The sequence below is a fragment of the Pedobacter hiemivivus genome (assembly GCF_004331685.1).
Taxonomy (GTDB): domain Bacteria; phylum Bacteroidota; class Bacteroidia; order Sphingobacteriales; family Sphingobacteriaceae; genus Pedobacter; species Pedobacter hiemivivus.
In genome coordinates this window covers 32,669-53,035 of the sequence record NZ_SJSM01000011.1, presented here as the reverse complement: position 1 = coordinate 53,035, position 20,367 = coordinate 32,669, and the positions used below count along the sequence as shown (strand labels likewise).

The 20,367-nt window shown below is 38.5% G+C and carries 18 protein-coding genes; 14 read left to right on the top strand and 4 right to left on the bottom strand.

Going from position 1 to position 20,367, the window contains the following annotated elements; genetic code table 11:
• Positions 1-3 precede the first annotated feature (3 nt).
• Positions 4-1,224, bottom strand: a complete 1,221-nt coding sequence (locus EZ444_RS16830; protein WP_131610317.1) for a sensor histidine kinase — start codon at positions 1,222-1,224, stop codon at positions 4-6.
• 174 nt (positions 1,225-1,398) lie between these two features.
• Positions 1,399-2,247, bottom strand: a complete 849-nt coding sequence (locus EZ444_RS16825; protein WP_131610316.1) for a bifunctional helix-turn-helix domain-containing protein/methylated-DNA--[protein]-cysteine S-methyltransferase — start codon at positions 2,245-2,247, stop codon at positions 1,399-1,401.
• A 133-nt stretch (positions 2,248-2,380) separates the two neighbouring features.
• Here EZ444_RS16825 and EZ444_RS16820 point away from each other — a divergent pair, with 133 nt between their 5' ends.
• The 11 genes from EZ444_RS16820 to EZ444_RS16770 all read left to right on the top strand — a co-directional run bounded on the left by EZ444_RS16820 (position 2,381) and on the right by EZ444_RS16770 (position 16,905).
• On the top strand, positions 2,381-3,064 hold the full coding sequence (locus EZ444_RS16820) for an RNA polymerase sigma factor (RefSeq protein WP_131610315.1): 684 nt from the start codon (positions 2,381-2,383) through the stop codon (positions 3,062-3,064).
• An 85-nt stretch (positions 3,065-3,149) separates the two neighbouring features.
• Positions 3,150-4,259 carry a FecR family protein gene (locus tag EZ444_RS16815; protein ID WP_131610314.1) on the top strand — a complete coding sequence of 370 codons (1,110 nt, stop codon included), beginning with the start codon at positions 3,150-3,152 and terminating at the stop codon, positions 4,257-4,259.
• 124 nt (positions 4,260-4,383) lie between these two features.
• Entirely contained in the window at positions 4,384-7,929 is a 3,546-nt protein-coding gene (locus EZ444_RS16810) for a SusC/RagA family TonB-linked outer membrane protein (RefSeq protein WP_131610313.1), read from the top strand.
• A gap of 11 nt (positions 7,930-7,940) precedes the next feature.
• Entirely contained in the window at positions 7,941-9,482 is a 1,542-nt protein-coding gene (locus tag EZ444_RS16805; RefSeq protein ID WP_131610312.1) for a RagB/SusD family nutrient uptake outer membrane protein, read from the top strand.
• A gap of 24 nt (positions 9,483-9,506) precedes the next feature.
• Positions 9,507-10,784, top strand: coding sequence for a M43 family zinc metalloprotease (locus EZ444_RS16800; RefSeq protein WP_165503640.1), 1,278 nt, complete (start codon positions 9,507-9,509; stop codon positions 10,782-10,784).
• Positions 10,785-10,815: 31 nt separating this feature from the next.
• A complete protein-coding gene (locus tag EZ444_RS16795) occupies positions 10,816-12,021 on the top strand; it encodes a thioredoxin family protein (RefSeq protein ID WP_131610310.1) in 1,206 nt (401 codons plus the stop codon).
• 30 nt (positions 12,022-12,051) lie between these two features.
• On the top strand, positions 12,052-13,212 hold the full coding sequence (locus EZ444_RS16790; protein ID WP_131610309.1) for a TlpA family protein disulfide reductase: 1,161 nt from the start codon (positions 12,052-12,054) through the stop codon (positions 13,210-13,212).
• Between the two features lie 2 nt (positions 13,213-13,214).
• Positions 13,215-13,751 carry an SRPBCC family protein gene (locus EZ444_RS16785; protein ID WP_131610308.1) on the top strand — a complete coding sequence of 179 codons (537 nt, stop codon included), beginning with the start codon at positions 13,215-13,217 and terminating at the stop codon, positions 13,749-13,751.
• 186 nt (positions 13,752-13,937) lie between these two features.
• The gene (locus EZ444_RS16780) at positions 13,938-14,594 is read left to right on the top strand and encodes a PIG-L deacetylase family protein (RefSeq protein ID WP_165503639.1); all 657 of its coding nucleotides are present in this window, start codon (positions 13,938-13,940) and stop codon (positions 14,592-14,594) included.
• Complete coding sequence (locus tag EZ444_RS16775) at positions 14,591-15,733, top strand: glycosyltransferase family 4 protein (protein ID WP_131610307.1); 1,143 nt, start codon at positions 14,591-14,593, stop codon at positions 15,731-15,733. Before EZ444_RS16780 ends, EZ444_RS16775 begins: the two co-directional genes overlap by 4 nt.
• Positions 15,734-15,744: 11 nt before the next feature.
• Positions 15,745-16,905: a glycoside hydrolase 100 family protein gene (locus tag EZ444_RS16770; RefSeq protein WP_131610306.1), complete on the top strand. Its 1,161-nt coding sequence runs from the start codon at positions 15,745-15,747 to the stop codon at positions 16,903-16,905.
• Position 16,906: 1 nt separating this feature from the next.
• On the opposite strand, the gene EZ444_RS16765 is transcribed toward EZ444_RS16770, so the two are convergent.
• Positions 16,907-17,374, bottom strand: a complete 468-nt coding sequence (locus tag EZ444_RS16765) for an Lrp/AsnC family transcriptional regulator (protein ID WP_131610305.1) — start codon at positions 17,372-17,374, stop codon at positions 16,907-16,909.
• A 150-nt stretch (positions 17,375-17,524) separates the two neighbouring features.
• Between EZ444_RS16765 and EZ444_RS16760 the strand changes: the two genes are divergently transcribed.
• Both EZ444_RS16760 and EZ444_RS16755 read left to right on the top strand, forming a co-directional pair.
• Positions 17,525-18,655 carry a histidine decarboxylase gene (locus EZ444_RS16760; protein WP_131610304.1) on the top strand — a complete coding sequence of 377 codons (1,131 nt, stop codon included), beginning with the start codon at positions 17,525-17,527 and terminating at the stop codon, positions 18,653-18,655.
• Between the two features lie 344 nt (positions 18,656-18,999).
• The gene (locus EZ444_RS16755; RefSeq protein WP_131610303.1) at positions 19,000-19,560 is read left to right on the top strand and encodes a DUF4230 domain-containing protein; all 561 of its coding nucleotides are present in this window, start codon (positions 19,000-19,002) and stop codon (positions 19,558-19,560) included.
• Positions 19,561-19,576: 16 nt separating this feature from the next.
• On the opposite strand, the gene EZ444_RS27250 is transcribed toward EZ444_RS16755, so the two are convergent.
• Positions 19,577-19,738: a hypothetical protein gene (locus tag EZ444_RS27250; RefSeq protein WP_165503638.1), complete on the bottom strand. Its 162-nt coding sequence runs from the start codon at positions 19,736-19,738 to the stop codon at positions 19,577-19,579.
• A 277-nt stretch (positions 19,739-20,015) separates the two neighbouring features.
• On the opposite strand from EZ444_RS27250, the gene EZ444_RS16750 reads away from it, so the two are divergent.
• On the top strand, positions 20,016-20,357 hold the full coding sequence (locus tag EZ444_RS16750; RefSeq protein ID WP_131610302.1) for a type II toxin-antitoxin system HigB family toxin: 342 nt from the start codon (positions 20,016-20,018) through the stop codon (positions 20,355-20,357).
• Positions 20,358-20,367 lie beyond the last annotated feature (10 nt).

Sequence of the window (20,367 nt, the reverse complement as noted above, 5' to 3'; positions counted from 1 at the left end):
AATTTAACTGGCAAACCTGATCAGGGTTGTTGCACCCCGGTTAGCGCCTTCGCTTTGCACGTCTATGGAGCCTGCATGGCTCTCTATAATAGACCTGCAATTGTACAAACCCAGGCCGGTACCCGTGTCTTTAGTGGTAAATCCCCGCTCAAAAATCCTGGCTGCCGTGTCGGTGTCGAAGCCCTTACCGGTATCCTGTATGCGCAGCTGTAGCATTTTATCTTTCAACTGCAAATCAATAGTGATTCTCTTTTGGGGAGCATCCATGTCAATTGCCTCTACACTATTTTTAAGCAAGTTTAAAATCACCTGCATCAGTTTGGTGCGGTCACCTTTAATCATTGGCATTTGCTCAGCAGCATTAAAATTTAGGGTAATGCCCTTTTTATCATAAGAAGCGAACAGCATGGACTGACAATCATGAATAATCTCTTTCAGATTAACAGCTTTGCGTTCCGGTGCACCATGACCAGTTACATAATGGCGCTGTATAGTCAATATCTCCTGAATATGGCTGATGATATTGAACTGTTCGGCAATGGAGCCATTGGTTTCTTCGTAGCTATCTTTTTGCGTTTTGGTAATTCCTTCCATTAAATTCACCAGTGCTTCGGCTTTTTCCTGACCCAATGCAGTATCTAAAGCAGCTTGCTGTCCTTTTAGAAACAGGACTATATTTTCCAAGTTCGCTACATTGTTCTGTTCCATGGAACGACTGATACGTCTCAAATAAGAGCCAAAACCAACTACTGCATTGCCTATATCGTGCAGTACTTCGGATGCGATTTCGAATTTCCCTTGTGCCACGGCATTATCCAACTTAGCCTGTTGCATGGCTTTTTCTTCTAGATACTTATTGGTAAGGTCTTCAAAGCCAATAATGATACAGTCCTCAAACATTTTAGTAATGTTGAACTGGAAATGCTTTTCGAACTGGTCGTTTGGAGAAGGTAGTTTAAAACAGTGCAAATGATTGTAAATAATCTGCCCCATAGGGTCTTTGTAATCCTGAATTTTTTGGGAAACTCCTGGGAAGATACAATCAAGCATTGGGTAAATGTGCTCCGTATCAATCTGGTAAATCTCAAATAAGGGATTTAACAAGGCCTGCCCCATTAAATTCAACCTTATTATTTTACCATTCTGGTCAACTTCTACCAATCCGATAGGTGCATAAGTAAAAATGGCATTAAATTTTTGTTCAGAAAGATCTGATTGCTCCATGAGATGATTGCTTGATCATTAGTAAAACTGCGTCTACTAATGCATAAAACCAATCTAATGTTTTTAATTTACATATAAAAGTATTTCTCCCGTACTCTCCCATCTTCTTCAGTTCCCATAGAAAGAAAAAACAGATCATGAGGGCGTTTTTTTGTTTTATAGACACTACCTAGCTTAAAATTCTAACTGCTTTTTTGCTCCTTCCCAACCAATAATGGCTGTTTTTCTTGTATTTCCCCACATGTACCCGCCAAACACACCTGTAGATTGAATTACCCGATGACAAGGAATTAGGAATGCAACAGGGTTATGGCCAATTGCTGTACCTACTGCTCTCGAAGCATTTGGGCTTTCAATTTGATTAGCAATAGCTCCATAAGTGGTTAGCTGCCCCAATGGGATTTTCAAAAGTGTTTCCCACACTTTTAATTGAAAATCAGTTCCTTTTAGGTGCAGTTTGATTTCGTTAAGTTTCGACCAATCCTGACTGAAAATATAGAGTGCGTTTTGCTGAATTAAATCAGTATTTTGTTTGAAATAAGCATTTGGAAAATGGTTTTGCATCATTGAAAAAGCAACGGCTTCATTATCGGAGAACGCCATATAACAAATTCCTTTTTCAGTAGACGCCACCAGAATATCTCCAAAAGGACTTTCTGCAAAAGTGTAATTAATAGTCAGTGCTTTTCCTCCATTTTTGTATTCGGCAGGCGTCATCCCTTCTATGTTGATAAACAAGTCATGTAATCGCCCTGTCCCCGAAAGTCCTGCTTCATGAGTAGTTTCAAACAACGTTGCTTGATTTTCTTTTAAAAGCGTTTTAGCATATTCTACAGTGGTGTATTGTAAGAATTTCTTCGGGCTGGTTCCTGCCCATTCGCTAAAAAGTCTTTGAAAATGAAATGGACTTAAATTAACTTCCTTTGCAACCTCGTCAAGGTTAGGTTGCGATTTAAAATTTGCTTTGATATATGCTATTGCTTCTGCAATTCGCTTATAATTGATATTTTCTTGTTCAGTCATATATCATAATTCTTATAATCCAAAGGTCGAAAGAAATTTTTGTTATAAACACCCGGAACTTGCTGATCTATGAGATACGAAAATCTCTCCCCTATCTCAAAAGTCATTATTCTTCGAAAAAATCATTGCTATAATGATAAGTTTTAAAGAAGTGCTGTGGGAATATGCGTTTAAATATTTTACCTTGCGTAGAATTCAACAACTAAGCAAAGGGGGAATAATTATAATGGTAGCCTATGGCGCATTTACTGACCAACAGTTACTGGATTTTCTTAAACAAGGCGATCAGAAAGCCTTTAATGAAATCTATGATAGGTATGCGCCCAAAATATATTATCAGGTAAACCAAATGCTCCGAGATGGAGAAGCATCCAAGGATGTGGTTCAAGATCTTTTTATTAAGATTTGGGACAAATGCAATAACATCAGGACAGAAGGCAATTTGGCAGCATATTTATACATTGCTGCGCAAAACAACGTATTAAAGTTCATTAGAAAAGGTCGCCTAAAGAGTGACTACCTGAATTCACTAGCACAATTTCAGTATGAAATCATGGAAGAACAAGGTCCTGATTATGATGTTGAAATATTATACAGCCTGATTGAAAAGGAAATTAGCCAACTTCCAGGAAAAATGAAGACCATCTTTGAACTCAGTCGCCAAAAGGACCTTTCTTATAAAGACATTGCCGCACAGCTGGGTATTGCCGAAAACACGGTCAGAAAACAAGTTAGCAATGCCCTCAAGATCATTCGTACAAATGTAGATAAGTATGGAAACACAGGGCTCATTCTCCTTGCCCTAATGCGCCGCTAAAATTATTTTATTTTTTTTTCTACTACTTTTTGAAGTCTATGGGTAATACTTATACATCGACAAATAAAAGCAACCTATAAATAGCATGAATACCAAAAAAGCGGCAAATCTTTTAGATAGATATTTACATGGTAAAGTAAATAAGGAAGAGGAAGCATTAGTGCAATACTGGTTGTTGAGCGAAATCAAAAAAAATGAGTCAGAAGAAGAAGATCAGACTTATCCGCAAAACCACATTGAAATGTGGGACACCATTTCAAAAACTATAAACACTAAAAAGATTAACCTTTGGCCACGCATTTCTGTGGCGGCAGCTGCTATTGCTGTTATATCGATGAGTATCTGGTTTTACTCCTCTCGTCCTGTAATCGTAACCCCAGATGCTAAAATTGCAAATCAAACCGATATTGCACCAGGAGGTAACAAAGCAACTCTGACACTAGGTAACGGTAAAACCATACAACTTAGCAATGCAAAAACAGGGCTGGTTATTGGTAAAGATTTAAGATATAATGATAACACGGCTATCAATTCTACAGCACAGACTAAGGAGAATGAAATGGCCAGTATAACTACACCCCGAGGCGGAACTTACCAAATCCAGTTGCCAGATGGCACCAAAGTTTGGCTCAATGCAGCCAGTAGTTTGAAATTTCCTTCTACATTTGCCAATGTCACTGAACGTAAGGTCGAGTTAAAGGGTGAAGCCTATTTCGAAGTCGCAAAAGATAAAAAACACCCTTTTATTGTTAAAAGTGCAGATCAGGATGTAAAAGTATTGGGCACACATTTTAACATCGATGCATATGAAGACGAAGCAAGTGTAAAAACAACGTTATTAGAGGGAAGCATCTATGTAGTCAATTCAATAGAAAAAACTGGAAAAACACTTATCCCTGGTCAACAATCAATTATTTCAGGCCATACGATTTCAATTAATAACCAAGTAGACCTAGAAGAAGCCGTAGCCTGGAAAAATGGCTATTTTAATTTCAATGAGAGCCTGGAAAGCATCATGAATAAAGTATCCAGATGGTACAACGTTGATGTTATTTATGAAGTAAAACCTGCATCTGACCCCTTTGTAGCAAAGATCTCAAGAGCAAAAAGTCTTTCTGCTCTATTAAATATTATAGAAAAAACCGGAGATGTTCATTTTAAAATTGAAGGAAGGAGGGTAATTGTGACGAAATAACTACCTAAACAATTATAAGGCTAGAATGCTAAAAAGCCAGAGGTGCTGCAAACACTCCTGGCCAATGATTGGCATTTAGTCAACAATATTTTCTACAACAGTATCAACTTTATAACCAAATCAAATGTATAAAATATATACCAAAAAACCGGGTATACCTTTGGGCTATATCTATAAATTCCTGCTCATTATGCGACTAACCACCGTTTTATTAATAGCAACTGTAATGCAAGTCAGTGCCACTAGCTTTGCACAAAAAATAACAATCAATAAAAAGAATGCCTCTCTTGATATGGTTATAAATGACATTCGTCAGCAAAGCGGTTTCGATTTTATTTACAAGCTAGACTTATTAAAGAAAGCAAAACCTGTAACGATAAATGTTAAAAATATCGATCTGATTGATGTTTTAAAACAGTGTTTTAAAGACCAACCATTTACCTTTTCTCTTGTGGATAAAACCGTTATCCTGAGAGAAAATGAACGTGAAAAGGCTACACTAAATATCGTCTTGGAAGGAAAAGTAACTGATACCCTTGGCCACCCTATTCCAGGTGCAACAATTAAAGTGATGCAAACCGATTTGTTTACCAAGACAGATGGTCAGGGAAAATTCAGATTAAGCTCTGTACCTGCAGATGCAGTCCTACTGGTCTCTTATGTAGGTTACAATACCAAAAGAGTAGCCATTGCTGATTTAAAAAGACCAATTTCAATCATACTCCATGAAGGGCTAACTCGCTTAGAGGAAGCAGTAATTATCAGTACTGGACTACAACAACTTAGTAGAAATGTTGCAGTTGGTTCTGTTGCGATTGCTACTGCAAAAGATCTGGAAAATTCTGGGATAACCACATTTGACAAAGCGCTTGCAGGAAAACTTCCGGGTGTATATGTGAGAAGTGTAACTGGTCGTCCAGGAGAAACGGGACAAATTATCATCAGAGGTGTAAATACCCTTACTGGTAATGTTGAGCCATTGTATGTGCTTGATGGAATGCCATTACAAGAGGGAGAAGTTTCTGGAGGTATGAATGCCCTGATTTCAAATGGTATTGGAAATATTCCTCCTGAAAATATCGAAACGATCACTATTCTAAAAGATGCCACAGCAGCCGCCATTTATGGATCAAGAGCTGCAAACGGTGTAATTGTGATTACCACAAAAACAGGTAAAGCAGGTAGCGATTATATCAATTATTCAGGAAAATTCGGCATTACACAAAAGCCTGAAAATAAGTTCAAGTTTATGAACAGTCAGGAAAAGATTGGATTTGAACGCGATTTATATAACAATTTCCACATGTCTTACGAGAGAAGTGGCCGTGTTGGTCAGTTGCTAAACCTAGTCGAGAATGGCGCTATGACATCGGCGGAGGCAGAACAAAAAATTGCACAGCTCGGTCAAACCAATACCAACTGGATTGATGAGTTGTATAGAAATGCCTTTAGTCAGTCTCACAACATTAGTATGAGTGGTGGAAATACAAAAACAACCTATTTTACATCGCTTAATTATCAAAATTCGCAGGGTAGCCTAATCGAAAATAAGTTTCAAACAGCCGGTTTTAACATGAAGCTTTCGAGGTTCATTACTAATAAATTGTTAGTTAATCTGAACCTATATTCCACCATCAAGAGAAATGTTGAGGGGCAGGCTGGCATGGATCCATTCAAATATGCTGTATTTGCCAATCCTTATGAGAAACCTTATAATGTCGATGGTTCTTATGCTGCTGACATGACGTATAGGGAGATTCCTTATACCATAGGAACTGCCCCTGCATTACAATACAGTAATTTTAATATTCTAAGGGAATTGAGGGAGAATAAGCTAACTAATAACTATGGGAATGTGCGTGGACAAATAGGTGTTGAATATAACTTTTTGAAAGGGTTTAAGTATACCGGAAACGTATCAGGATCTTACACTAGTGTGCATGATAAAGATGAATCTTATGCTGGGACCTATAGGTCATGGATAAATAACTGGCTAAATAAATCTTCTTCAAATTCCAATGTCTTATCCGATTATAACCGTGGTTTTCTGGAGGAAAAAACTGGAAGAACAATGGACTATACCGTCCGGAATACGCTTGAATATATGAAAAAAATAAATAAACATTTTGTTCAGGCATTTACAGCTTTTGAATTTGGCGCTATTCTTAACGACAGATTTAATCATTTTAATCCCATTTATTTACAGGAATATGCCATTGCCGGCTATCCAAGCTGGGACTTGGTTCCTGACACAAGGTTCATGAATCTTGATCTTTCCAGGTTTGGCGGTACATCGACCCGCGAAAATAGAAATGCCTCTTACATCGGATCATTGGTATATTCGTATAATGACCGTTATGTATTTAATGGAAATCTAAGATATGATGGAGTGGATATTATTGGTTCTAACAATCAATTCTCGCCACTTTGGTCCGCCGGTGTAAAATGGAATGCGCACAATGAAAGCTTCTTAGAAAAATACAATTCCATAATCAGTCGTCTTGTCCTTTCAATGGGTTATGGCTATCGTGGGAGTATCAACAGAAGCGCTTTGCCTTTCCACACTTATACTTTAGGAACAAACGTTTACAACAACATTGCTGTGGCACAGGCATTCGCTTATGGAAATCCTGTGATTAAATGGGAAAAGAAACAAGAGACCAATTTAGGCGCCGAAATTTCCTTATTTAATGGAAGAATCAACACGGAGTTCAGGTATTTTAAAGAAAAGGTTAATGATTTACTGGACAATACCACCACTCCCCCATCCGTAGGTAGACCATCGGCAATTGTAAACATTGGTACAATGAGCAATAAGGGTTTTGAGATATCTGCTAGATTTGAAGCCATTAAAACCAAAGATTTGCTTTGGGAAGTAAGTGGAAACATTACCCGGGTTAAAAACAATTTGGATAATATTTTTGAGAAAACTGTACCAAACATTGCCAATTCAGCTACCAGAAATATTCAAGGTTACCCGGTAAATGGATGGTATGGCTATAAGTTCTCTCATGTTGATCCCGAAAACGGAAGTTTAATGGTATATGCCAAAAAGAAAAAAACAGAACTGGTAGGCACAGAAGTAGTAACGTCCTATACGGATGAACTAGTAGATCTAAGTAAAACATCAACCGCTGTGCTGCAATCAGATTATGTTACCTCTTACTTGGGACATAGGGATCCGGAACTTTATGGTGGCTTTAGTACCCGTTTTATCTACAAGAGTCTTGAGTTTGCTACTACTTTTGTACTTGCTACGGGCAATCAAATTATGGGCTTCAGAGATAGACGTGAAGGACCTACTTTAAATCCTGATGACATTACAGCAAGCAGAACCAACAGGCTTAAGGAGAACCTTAACAGATGGGCTCAAGTTGGAGACATTACAAATATTCCGCTCTATAAAAACGGCACCTCAAGTTATACACAATATTTAATTTCTACTGACCTGGAAAAAGGAAATTATCTAAAATGTAATGAAATGTCATTCTCTTGGAGAGCTCCAAAAAGCTTGTTAAAGCAAACGGCATTAAAAACGCTAAAAGCCACGTTGGTTGCTAACAATTTATTCATGGTAAGTAACTATAGTGGTACTGACCCGGAAACTCAAACCACTTTTGGGTATCCAAACACCAAAGCATATACCCTTTCATTAACTGTAGGATTTTAAAATTGGAAGTCATGAGACATAAAATAGTTATTACATATTTGATCCTGGTTTTCGGACTTTTTACAGGTTGTAAAAAATACCTGGATCTTCCCGCAAAGAACCAACGTACAGTAACCACCGTTACGGATGTAAAGGCCCTGTTAGGTGCCTACCTTCGCGGGGTGGTTACTCCGAGAGTGAAACCATTATATGGTCAGATCGTCCCGGCCTGCCCTACGCTTGCCACACTCATGTTTGGCGCTTATTCAGATGACATCGATTTCGAATCCGGACTTCGAACCAGCTATATGATTCCCAACAACTTCTCGATGCCTACAGAAAAAGGCTATGCTGATTTATTGTTGTGGAACCAGCAGGCTACATCTACGATGTTGTGGTCACATCATTATGAAATTGTTGGCTTTTTAAACAGCCTAATTGATCAGATTGGTACAATAAAGAATGTAAGTGATACAGAACGGGATCAATTGCTTGGCGAAATGTACGCCAATCGTGCTTACTCTTTATTTAAGCTGCTACAATATTATGGTATATACAATAAAGCTGATATGGGTATCCCTATTTATCTACATACTGGAGAAGGTGTACTAGGTATCAAACCAAAGCGTGAAACCCATGCCGGAGCGTATAAAATAATTTTAGAAGACCTGAATAAAGCGTTAGAAATGGTGAACCGTACCATTCCGGCTACTGGATTTAGCGCGTTATACAATAAACGTTACATCAGCCATCTGTTGGCACAGGTGTATTGGTACAAAGCTGAATCTCCAGCCAAAGAAGCCGGTGACTATGCACAGGTTAAAACACATAGCCTTGCAGCCCTGGAATCGGTAGATGCATTAATACCCACTACAGCTTTGGCCCGCATGAATGCATATGCAGGAAAGGATGCTAACTATCCAGTCATTTTTCAACAGAGCAATACGCAGAGCGTCTTTTCACCCATTTATGGATCAGAATTCCAATATATAGGATTTGCGCCATTCAACATCCCCTTAAATGCAGACTTTGCGGCTTTATTTACCAGCACAGATATCCGCGTAGAGAACTATTTTAACACGAACCCGGCAAGGGCAGGTGGTAAAATAGGCGCAGCTGGAAAGATATTAAACTGGGGCTGGCCATCTGACGGTGTGGCAGATGGAAGTACTAAAGGCGGGCACACCTGCATATTTAAGCCAGAGGAAGCTTACATGATGCTGATAGAAGCCCAATACCGCTTAGGTGCCGAAGGCGATGCTCTAATTACGTTAAATAAATTCCGTGCTTTTAGGAATGCAGGAAATTTTACAGGCTTAAGTGGTGCTCCCCTACTGCAAGAAATTATCAACGAAAGAAGAAGAGAATTCTTTGGTGATACTGATAAACGCTGGTTGGATTTGAAACGTTATGCCAATAAAACCATCACCAGAAATCTCACCTTTTTCAACAAGCAGTATAACATCACGGTTGCACCAAACGATTATCGCTACGCATTACCGATACCTCTGGTAGAAATACAAGAAAATGGAAACCTTGTACCTAACCCAGGCTGGGGATTAATTGAATACTAATTTTTATTTCAAACAACGATGAAGATGAATATTAAAAATTTTATTACAAGCGCAATCATAAGCACTGTGGTATGCTTTTCGGGCTGTAAACAAAGTGAATTTGATTATAAAATGGTAGAGTTTAATGCGGAGGATGTTAATTCTATTGTCTTTTCTGCTGGTACCAACATGCTGATTGCAGATGGTAAGGCCACCTTAAAATTTATTGTAGAAACCTATAAAGACGTCAAAAAATCCGATGGCAGTGTGGTTAAACAATTGTTTGACTATAGAAAACTACCTGTAGGAACGGTTAAAATTTACGAAGAAACTACCAATAAAGAAATCGGGTTAACCTTCAATACTTCAACTGCGGTTGCAGGGTCTAAACTTAGATTTTATGCTCAGGTGGGTAACATCAAATCGCCGGTAAAGGAAGTAACCATAAGGGCTACTCCACCGGTTTTACCAACGTTATATGTTGATGTAATTTTCCATGTATGGGAATTAAACCCTACTAATGTGGCTTATGATCTTTCTTCTTTTCAGCCTACAAATTATTCAGATATAGTAAATGGCTTGAAAATTATGAATGACATCATCAACAATAAAGTAGGTAATGCACCAAATGGTGCGGCAGCTAATATCGAGTTCAGACTAGCGGCTAAAAATGTAGCCGGGCAAACTTTACAATTCCCGGGCTATGACAGGATTGTTTACAGTGATGAAATCAAAGTGACCCCTACGGCACCAACAATTGTCTTAGCTGATTTTGTTGATTACATCAATAAAAATACGGCCAAGTTTATCTGGAATCCAAAAACATACTTAAACGTCAACATATTTCCATATGGTTCTAGTAGTGGTGCGGGGAATTTAGCTCCGGCAAAACAGTTAGCCGCGGGACCAGGCGAAATACTGATACCTGGTGTTACCGCAATTGCTACGAATGCAGATGATTTCGTGACAACTTTTCAAGCAGCAACGGTTTTTATGCCAAATACAGTATACAGACCAGGTTTCGAGCGTAGAATTGAAATTTTCAATTCTATTGGTAGCTTCTACGGTTTATTTTCAACATATTTTGCTGCTGGTCGCCTTTACTCTGATTTTTGTCAGGATACACCCGAGTATGTAGGTACTGGCTCTGATCTTACAACTAACATTCAAACAGCAATAAATGGGGAAAAGTTCTTTCTTGAGAATGCAATGGATGACAATCGCTATCCAAGCGCCCATAACTCCATCACCCTCGATCAGGTAAATAGAATGCGCTCAGTGATGTTAAGGTGCCCTGGACGGATGAATTCTAAAACACAATAAAAATTAGTAACCACCTAACTATTTATTAGATATGAAACGCAATTTATTAACATTAGCACTAAGCCTCGGTATTTTGACCGGGGCAACTGCTCAAAACCGCGAGATCTCGTTTAAGGAAGCCGACTGGAAAACTCAGCTGGCCACAGCCAAAAAAGAGAAAAAGATTATCTTTTTCGATGCCTATACCACTTGGTGTGGGCCATGTAAAATGATGGCTAAAGATGTTTTTACTAAAGACAACGTAGCCGATCTATTTAACCAAACTTTCTTAAATGTTAAGTACGATATGGAAAAAGGTGAAGGCCCTGCATTAAAAGATAAATTTGAGGTAAGCGCCTACCCTACTTACCTGTTTATTAATGGTGACGGAGAGGTAGTACACAAAATCGTGGGTAGTATGTCTGCTCCAGAATTTATGGAGGAAGCAAAAAAAGCTTTAAACCCAGGAAGCACGGCATTTGGACTGGCAAAAAAATTCAACAGCGGCGATCATTCGGAAGCTACTGCTTTGGCTTATATGGAAGCACTTGATAAAGCTTACGAAGCTGATAAAATGGGTGCTGTAGCAAAAGTATATTTCGATGGGCTTCCAAAAGCATCTTTAATGGAAGCTAATAATTGGAATCTTGCATTAAAACATCTGAATAACCCAGCAGCTCAGTCTTTTGCTTATTTATATAGCAATAAAGCTGAGCTAGAAAAGAAATATGGCGCTGAAAAAGTGAACGCATATTTCCAGAGAACAATGAGCTCATCTGTATACGCCATTAAAAGAGCCTACGAAAAGAAGACTGATCTAAAGGCTGCCACTGAAAAAGCTACGGCCATAAGGAAATTGTTAAGCAATGGAACTGATTACTCAAAACCAATGCTTGCTCAACTGGAGCTTATTGAATTTGCGGCGACAAGCAAATGGGACAAGTTTATAGCAAAAGTATATGCAGTTTGGGAAGATTCGGATTTTAAAAATAAAGCTGGTTTTGTAATTGGTGCGGCTAATGATTTAGTAACCGCAGCTCCTGCACAATACTATAAACATGCCTTAAGCTGGGCAGATCAGGTAGAAAGCAGTAACCCTAACCTATTTGCTAATATCCAACTGGCAGATCTTAGAAAAAGAACACTAAAAAAACAAGGTAAAACTGCTGAAGCGGAATTAATGGCTACTAAAGCACAAGACCTGAGGAAAGAAGCATCCCAGAAAGGGCAGATGACCCCTCCAATGATGAAAGATTAAAAAACAACTTATAATAAATACAAAAACACCATGATTAAAAAAGGTTTAACACTGGCAATTGCCGCGTTGTTAATGGTAAGCAGCAGCTTTGCCCAAAAAGGAAAAACCGTAACTTTTACCGGTAAGGTTCAGTTTCCGGATACAGAAAACAAATACCCTATCTACCTGGGGAAATATGAAGGAGAAGGTTTTAAAAAAGCATTTAAAGCGATAGATAGTACTAAAGTTGATGCCAACAATAATTTCTCTTTTAAAGTACCCGCAGATAACCCTGATTTTTACCAGGTACGCGTATATTACTTTGACCGCATCGATTTTTGGGCGGACAAAGACAATATCCATGTGAATGTAAGAGGTATTGATACCGCAAAAATGAAGATCAAAAACCCTCCATACATCTATATGGAAAATACTTCGGCCGATAATGATCTCATCAATGATGTCAATCTTGTTAATTACCTTAACTATCAGCAGATGATTGCTGTTGGTCAGGAGCAATGGAAAGCAGGTCTTTCTAAGGATACGCTTTGGATAAATTATATGAAGGATGGTTTTGACCGTATTAATAAAGAGGCAAATATCCGTACCAAATACATCATCAATAAATACAAAAACCAACCGGCCGTTCTTTACGCCTTAAATGGTTTGAGTTGGAAAAGAGATGGTGAATTGCTGATGTCTACATTGGACAATCTGACTAAAAAATACCCTTGGTTAACACAGGCTAAAGACAAGAAAAAAGAAATACTTGACAACATGGCCCAAACGGCTAAAATTGCCGATGGTCAAAAAACACCTGACTTTTCTTTCCCTGATGTAAATGGTAAAAAAATGAGTCCTAAAGATTTTAAAGGTAAATACCTGATTATCGATTTCTGGGCCTCATGGTGTGGTCCTTGTCGCCAGGAAATTCCTCACTTGAAAGAAGTTTACAAAAAATACAAAGATAAAGGTCTAGAGATTTTATCTGTATCAGTAGACGCGAAACCAGAAGCCTGGAAAAAGGCAATGGCTGAAGAGAAAATGGCATGGCCACAAATCAATGCTCAAGAATCTAAACCAGTAATGGCATCTTACCTATTCAGTGGCATCCCTTACCTGGTGGTGGTTGATAAAGAAGGAAAAATTGTAGAGAAAAATGTTCGTGGAGAATCGTTAGATAAAGCCATGAAAAAAATATTTGGAATGTAATTATGAAGAAGATCGTATTATCACTATTGTTATTAACTGGTTTATCAGTGGTTACAGCGAAAGCTCAAATGGAGGCTGCGCAAAAAGTAACCTATGACGTTAATAAAGACGCTACTATCAGCATGCCGCAAGATGAGGCTTGGGATATTCTAAATAAAGCTGAATTGCTTCAGAAGGCTTCTAATGGCTATGCAACTGCGATAGTTGTTACTGATGCCAACTTTCCAGTTGAAAGAGAAGTTACTTTTGCAGATGGGACTATGCGTAAAGAAACCATTAAGCAGGTGGATAAGCAATACAAGTTTATGGTGATCCAACTGGGTACGGAATCGTTACCTAAAGGTATTAAAGAAGCAGAAATTTGTGTTTTCACCAAGGATAAGGATGCAAAGTGCGAAATCAATTGGAAAGCCAAAATCAAAGGCAATGCTGAAGGAAAGAAAGCTTTAATGGAAAAGATTACTGCTGAATTTGAGAGTTATGCTTTAGGATTTGAAAAGTTGACAAAAAAGTCTATTCCTGCAATGCGCATGAATTAATTCAAAAAACACAATCAGGGCTTTGGCAATAAGCCAATCCTATCTACAAGGGGAAATCTTAACGATTTCCCCTTTTTTATTTTTCAATTTTAAAAGCCAGAAAACATATCGTTCAAACTTAACGAGTTTTATCATGTTATATCCACATCTAGCAAATATTACGATGTAAACTAACTAATTGATATAATGAAGCCTGAAGCGATCAATGAGAAGAAGACAAAAAAGGTAGCTGTTATTGTAGCACACCCTGACGATGAAGTTTTATGGGCCGGAGGAACCTTATTGACCCACCCCGAATGGGAATATTTTATCGCTTGTCTGTGCAGAAAATCCGATCCCAACAGGGCACCAAAATTCCACAAAGCCTTAACAGTCTTCCATGCAAAGGGGGCTATGGGCGATTTGGATGATGGCCCGGCGCAAATTCCACAGGATAAACAAGAAATTGCACGAATACTACTGAAACTACTCCCAAATGTAAATTACGACCTAATTATAACCCATAATCCTTCTGGCGAATACACCAGACATTTACGCCATGAAGAGATTGGAACGACAGTATTAAACCTATGGTACGAACGCAAATTATCAAGCAAGGAAATCTGGGTATTTGCTTACGAAGATGGCAACAGAATGTATTTTCCGCAAGCATTAAAAACAACCGGTCTTTATTTTGATCTGCCTAATGACCTGTGGAATACAAAATACGAGCTAATAACAAAAATATACGGTTTTGAACAGGACAGCTGGGAGGCAAAAGCGACCCCAAAAGCTGAGGCATTCTGGAAATTCACCCATAAAAAAGAGGCTTTAAAATGGCTTGAAAGGAACCAAATATTATGAAGGTACTCGTATTGTATGATTATCCGCCTACTCCTGGCGGACTGGCCACACAGGGCGACTTGCTTTACAAAGGTTTACTGGCAAATGGTGTAGATGCCCATGCGGCTCACGTTGAATCGACACTGGAAAAAGAATGGTACTACAATTGGTTCAAACCGGATATTGTTGTAGGCACGGGTTACTGGGGACACACCCCTCAACTAGTTCTACATCCACGTAAACATGGCATTCAAGGTGTTCCATGGCTTGTTGCAGATGGTTATATTGCCAATTATCAGGATGTTTTAAATGAACTACCTTTGATTTTAGTGACCTCTAATTGGGTAAAGGAAATGTATATCCGCGATGGGATCAAAGGAGACAATATTGAAGTGCTCCCTGTGGGATGTGATACAGAAAATTTTAAACCATATCCTAAAAATCATCCCAAAGTATTAGCCGTAAGAGAAGCTTTAGGGATAAGTCCGGAACAGCAAGTGATCCTCACTATTGGCGGAGATGCCGCCTCTAAAGGTGGAAGAGAGGTGATGGAAGCACTAGCGGTAACAGGAATCCCATTGTCAGATTGGAAATATGTCTGCAAGGTATGGCCGCAACCACGAACGATCATTCAGAACCACTTAGATATAGAACTCGCCCAACAGCTCGGGATCGGTAAAAATGTCTCCTTCCCTACTAGCATTATATCCAGAGATTTTGTGCCTTTTCTTCTTGGAGCTTGCGATATCTACGCAGCCCCCTCCCGTCTGGAAGGTTTTGGAATGCTTCAGGTTGAAGCTGGTGCATGTGCTAAACCGGTAATTGGAATTAATGCGATGGGAATGTTGGATACACTAATACATGGAGAAACAGCTTTTATGGCAAGTGTAAATCAAAAAATAGTAATTAACGAAGTTACCCTTGGTACAGAATCTGGCTTTGAAGAAAGCAAACGAATAGTTTTTGATGAGCCAAGAATAGTGGATTACCGTGCTGATGTGAATGACATTAAGGAGAGTCTGATCAAATTAATGACCAATCCTAACCTTCGGAAGCAAATGGGAGAAGCGGGTCGACAAAGGGCTTTAAATCATTTCGATTACCGTATCGTGGCTAAGCGCTTCATCGAAATCATAAATAAAAGACTAGACATATATTAAATCTATTGATTATGAGCACTAAAAACTGGCAGGAAATAGAAAAAGCAAGGACTGCAGCTATAGAGGTACTTCTTCACAATTCGAAAGGACCGTATCATGGTCTTCCGCGGACGGCAGGTTGGGGATACCCTGAACCTTATACAAGAGATTTAATGCTTTCCATATTTGGGATAGCCGTTTCGGACAATGCGAAATTAACGGCTTCCATCAGAAAATCACTGGAAACTTTATCAAAAAACCAGTCTTTAAGAGGACACATCCCCTCCATGGTACATGACCCCGAAAACCGTGGTGCAACTGATACTACGCCCCTATTTTTACTAGCGGTGGGTATTTTCAGGAAATTTACCGGTGAGAAAGATTTTCTGGAGATTTCGGTTCAGAAAGCATTGACCTGGATGGAATACCAAAGTCCGAGTGATGATTATTTGATTGCACAACAGCCAACCAGTGATTGGCGGGATGAACAATGGGTGCTTGGTTTTGGTCTGTTTGTAAATGCAACAGCATTCGCTTATCTGAGCATGTTGGGCTACCATGAGCGTGCGCATAAACTAAAAGTCGCTATGGAGCATTTCACCATTACCGAAAGTTCGAATCCACATCATCGTCACGAAGGTATGGTTGTGAAACGTAAACCCTATTACGCATTATGGTCGTACAAAATATACAGCAGTGAAAGGTTTGACCTTTTAGGAAACAGCATCGCCATGTTATCCGGCCTAGCATCACGTACCAGAGCTGAGCATATGGCATCCTGGATAGAAGAACAGTGCAATCTAATGAGAGATATCGGCGATTTAGTAGTTCCCTTGTCGCCTAATTTCTTTCCCTTTATTTTGCCTGGCGATGCCGATTGGATTCCACGTTACGAGGCCTACAACAAGCCAGGGGACTATCATAATGGCGGTATTTGGCCTTTTATTTCTGCCTTCCACATTGCAGCTTTGGTAGCAGCAGGCAAACATCATCTGGCAAAAGAGAAACTTTATGCGCTTACTGATTTGATCAAAAAATCCAGTAACAAAGAATTAGAATACGGTTTTAACGAATGGTATAAAGCACAAACAGGAGAACCGATGGGGCAAGACTGGCAAACCTGGTCTGCCGCTCTTTACTTATATGCCGTTAAATGTGTAGAAGAAAATGCCACTCCTTTTTTCGGCTCCTGAGCTACCCTATCTCTATCGCCGTATCTTTTTTAAGTTCTTTAAGTACAAAATTACTACTCAGTTTAGAGATATTCGCAATAGATGATAATTGCTCAATTACAAACGTATGATAGGTATTTACATCTTCAACAGCTATTTTTAAAATGTAATCGCTACTTCCTGCAATACACATTACTTCCAGTACCTCTTTAAATTTAATGATAGACTGCTCAAATTCCTTCAAAGCAACAATTGATTGCTCTTTAAGTGTAACTGTACAAATAACCATCAAATGCTTGCCTAGTTTCTCCCGATTTACCAAGGCAACGTACTTATCAATAAAACCCTCATTCTCCAATTTTTTAATACGCTCATAGGTTGGTGATTGGCTCAGTCCTATTCTTGATGCAATTTCTTTTACATGCAGAGAGGAATCTCTTTGCAGCAGATTTAAGATTTTAGTGTCCATTTGGTCTAATGCCGTTGCCATAGTATTTCCTTTAAATGAGGTTTTAAAGAACAAAATAAGTCATTTGACCTGACAAAACACTTACAAAAAGATATATTTCCTGATTTTTCTATATTCATAGATAATTAATCTACAATTATTCAATTTTGCAATACCAAATCATAAAGAACAATGTTAAAAAAACCTGATAATGAAAGATTAATGGCCTATATGGAAAAGGCGAAAGAGCGTTCTGAATACTTTATAGGCTATCCTATAGCCCAGGATTTTGACTACTCTGAGCTTTACCCATTATTAAAGCTTCCTTTAAACAATGTTGGCGATCCACAGGTAGAATCAACTTATGACTTAAATTCAAGATCTCTTGAGCAAGAGGTACTCCAATTTTTTGCGGATCTATTTCATGCGCCGACAGACAATTGGTGGGGATACGTAACCAATGGTGGTTCGGAAGGAAACCTTTATGGTCTATATGTAGCTCGGGAACTTTATCCAAATGGTGTAGTTTACTATTCGGAGGCCACCCATTATAGCGTACAAAAAAACATTCAATTGCTGAATTGCCAGAGCATCGTAATCCGTAAACAGGAAAACGGAGAAATGGACTATGAGGATCTACGCCAAATGGTGCAAATGAACCGGGATAAACCAGTCATTATTTTAGCCAATATTGGTACCACGATGACTGAAGCAAAGGATGATTTAGCTCGCATCAAACAAACGCTAGCTTCGTTGGCTGTAAAAAACCAATACATTCATTGCGATGCTGCCTTAGCTGGAACTTACAGTGCATTGTTAAATCTTGAACCTGGTTTTGATTTTGCACATGGTTGCGATAGTTTAGCCATAAGCGGGCACAAATTTATTGGCTCTCCGATCCCATGTGGTGTAGTTTTGGTTAAGAAAAATTATAAGGAACGCATTGGTAAAGCGATTCCATATATCGGTACCGTAGATACCACAATTACTGGAAGCAGGAATGGCCATAGCCCGATATTTATGTGGTATGCCATTAAAAAACTGGGTATCGAAGGTTTAAAACAACGTGCTATTGAAAGTCTGGAGACCGCACAATATGTATTGAACCGATTTAAAGAAATGGGTGTTAATGCCTGGTGCAATCCTTCTGCCCTAACAGTAGTCTTCCCAGCGCCTTCACTAGCTTTAAAGGTAAAATGGCAGCTTGCTACCGAAGACGGTATGAGTCATGTGATCTGTATGCCTGGAATAAGCAGAGCAAAATTTGATGAATTCTTTGCTGATTATGAATTATCACTATCAGCCGAAAAAACATTAGTATAAATTCTCAAAAGACCATTTCTGACAAAATCAGAAATGGCCTTTTTTTATTACCTACATCTTTTTTCTTGCCACAAGCAATCGTAGTTAACAATATACAAGCAAAGAGAAATAATTTGGGAGAGAGATTCCTTTTCATAGAATAGATTTATACTTGGTCAAGTAAAAATATCGAGTACACAATACATGATGTTGTGTAATTTTAGCTTAATATTAAGCGGTGAATACAAAAAGGTTAATTGCCAATTAGGCGAGTAAGAATTCATTAATTCGGCTTACAAAGCAAGCGCAGAAGTATTATTTTTGTAACATAAAAAATTTGGCCTATAAATTGGGTAGCTTAAAACATGGTTAAAATATTTAAAGTATTAGCAATTCTGGCCGTTCTCGGATTTATTGGCTGGTTCGTGGCAGCAAAATTCACCTTAAAAACCACAGTAGAAAGTAATCATCAGCTTTTAGTGGAGCGGGTAGAATCAATGGGAAAACTGGAATTGGTAAAATACCGCATCAGCGATGTGTTAGAGCATAAAAACAAAACCCCCTTTTTGCCAGATGCAAGCGTATTATTAATCATTAAAGCGGATGTTGTTGGTTGTATTGACCTGGCAAAGGTTAAAGCAGAACATATTCAGGTTTACGGAGATTCGGCTGTTTTAAAACTACCTCAACCGGAGATTTGCTATATCAAGATAGATCATAAATCATCAAAGGTTTACGATACCAAAATGGCCTTTTTCAGAGAAGCTGACTTGGTTGATGAAGCTTATAAAAGCGCGGAAAAACAAATCGATGAAGAAGTCCGTAAGTCTGACATCCTCCAACAAACCCGTACAAATGCTCTAAATATACTGAAGCCCATTTTAACTGGTTTGGGTTACAGCAAGATGAGCTTATCTTTTGAATAGTAGTAATGAGGAGGAATTATTTATCTTCCTTTACTACCCCATTATCTTCTAATGCCTTGTTATAGCCTTGTGTATATTTAATACTTCCCCAGGCTGTTAACATCAGCACAATATCTTCGTCTTTTAGCGCGCCAGAAACCTGACCTTGGCAGTATACTAAAAATTCGTTTTCTGTCATAATGGGCGCAATTTAGTCAAAAAGGCATTAAATGCCACAGGGAAAATCCACACCCCAACTTTTAATTATGGCGAATTAGCCACAATTAAACACCAAATTCTAACCAACGTAACTACGTAATGGTATAGACTTGCAAGATTAATAATTTTATAAAAGAATAAATTATGCAAGCTAACCAAACGAATGATTACCAAACCATCAGCTGCCAAGAAAAAAATAACAAAGCATCCATAATTCGGATTAATTCCGAAGTTTATACATATATTTGTTTTATAGCATGAGAGTTACTGGAAAGAAAGTACTCCTAAAGCTAAAGTTTAAAAATCAAGGCAATCTAAAATTATGCAAAGCCATAGACGAGCTGATTTTAACTATAGAAGAGAAGAATTGGAAAACAAAAGAAGAAATAAGAGCCGATAGATCAGATGCCGACCAGGTACATACAGATGGTTTCTATTTTTTTGATATTAATGTTCATCGTGCACTAGTCTTAATTCAGTTAAATGATGATGGAAAAGCAACCATTGTGTGGGCTGGTACGCATGATAATTATGAAAGAGTTTTTAAAAACACAAAAAGTATGGTTAAAAAGTATTTAAGTGATAACAGTTGGATTTAAAACATATGAA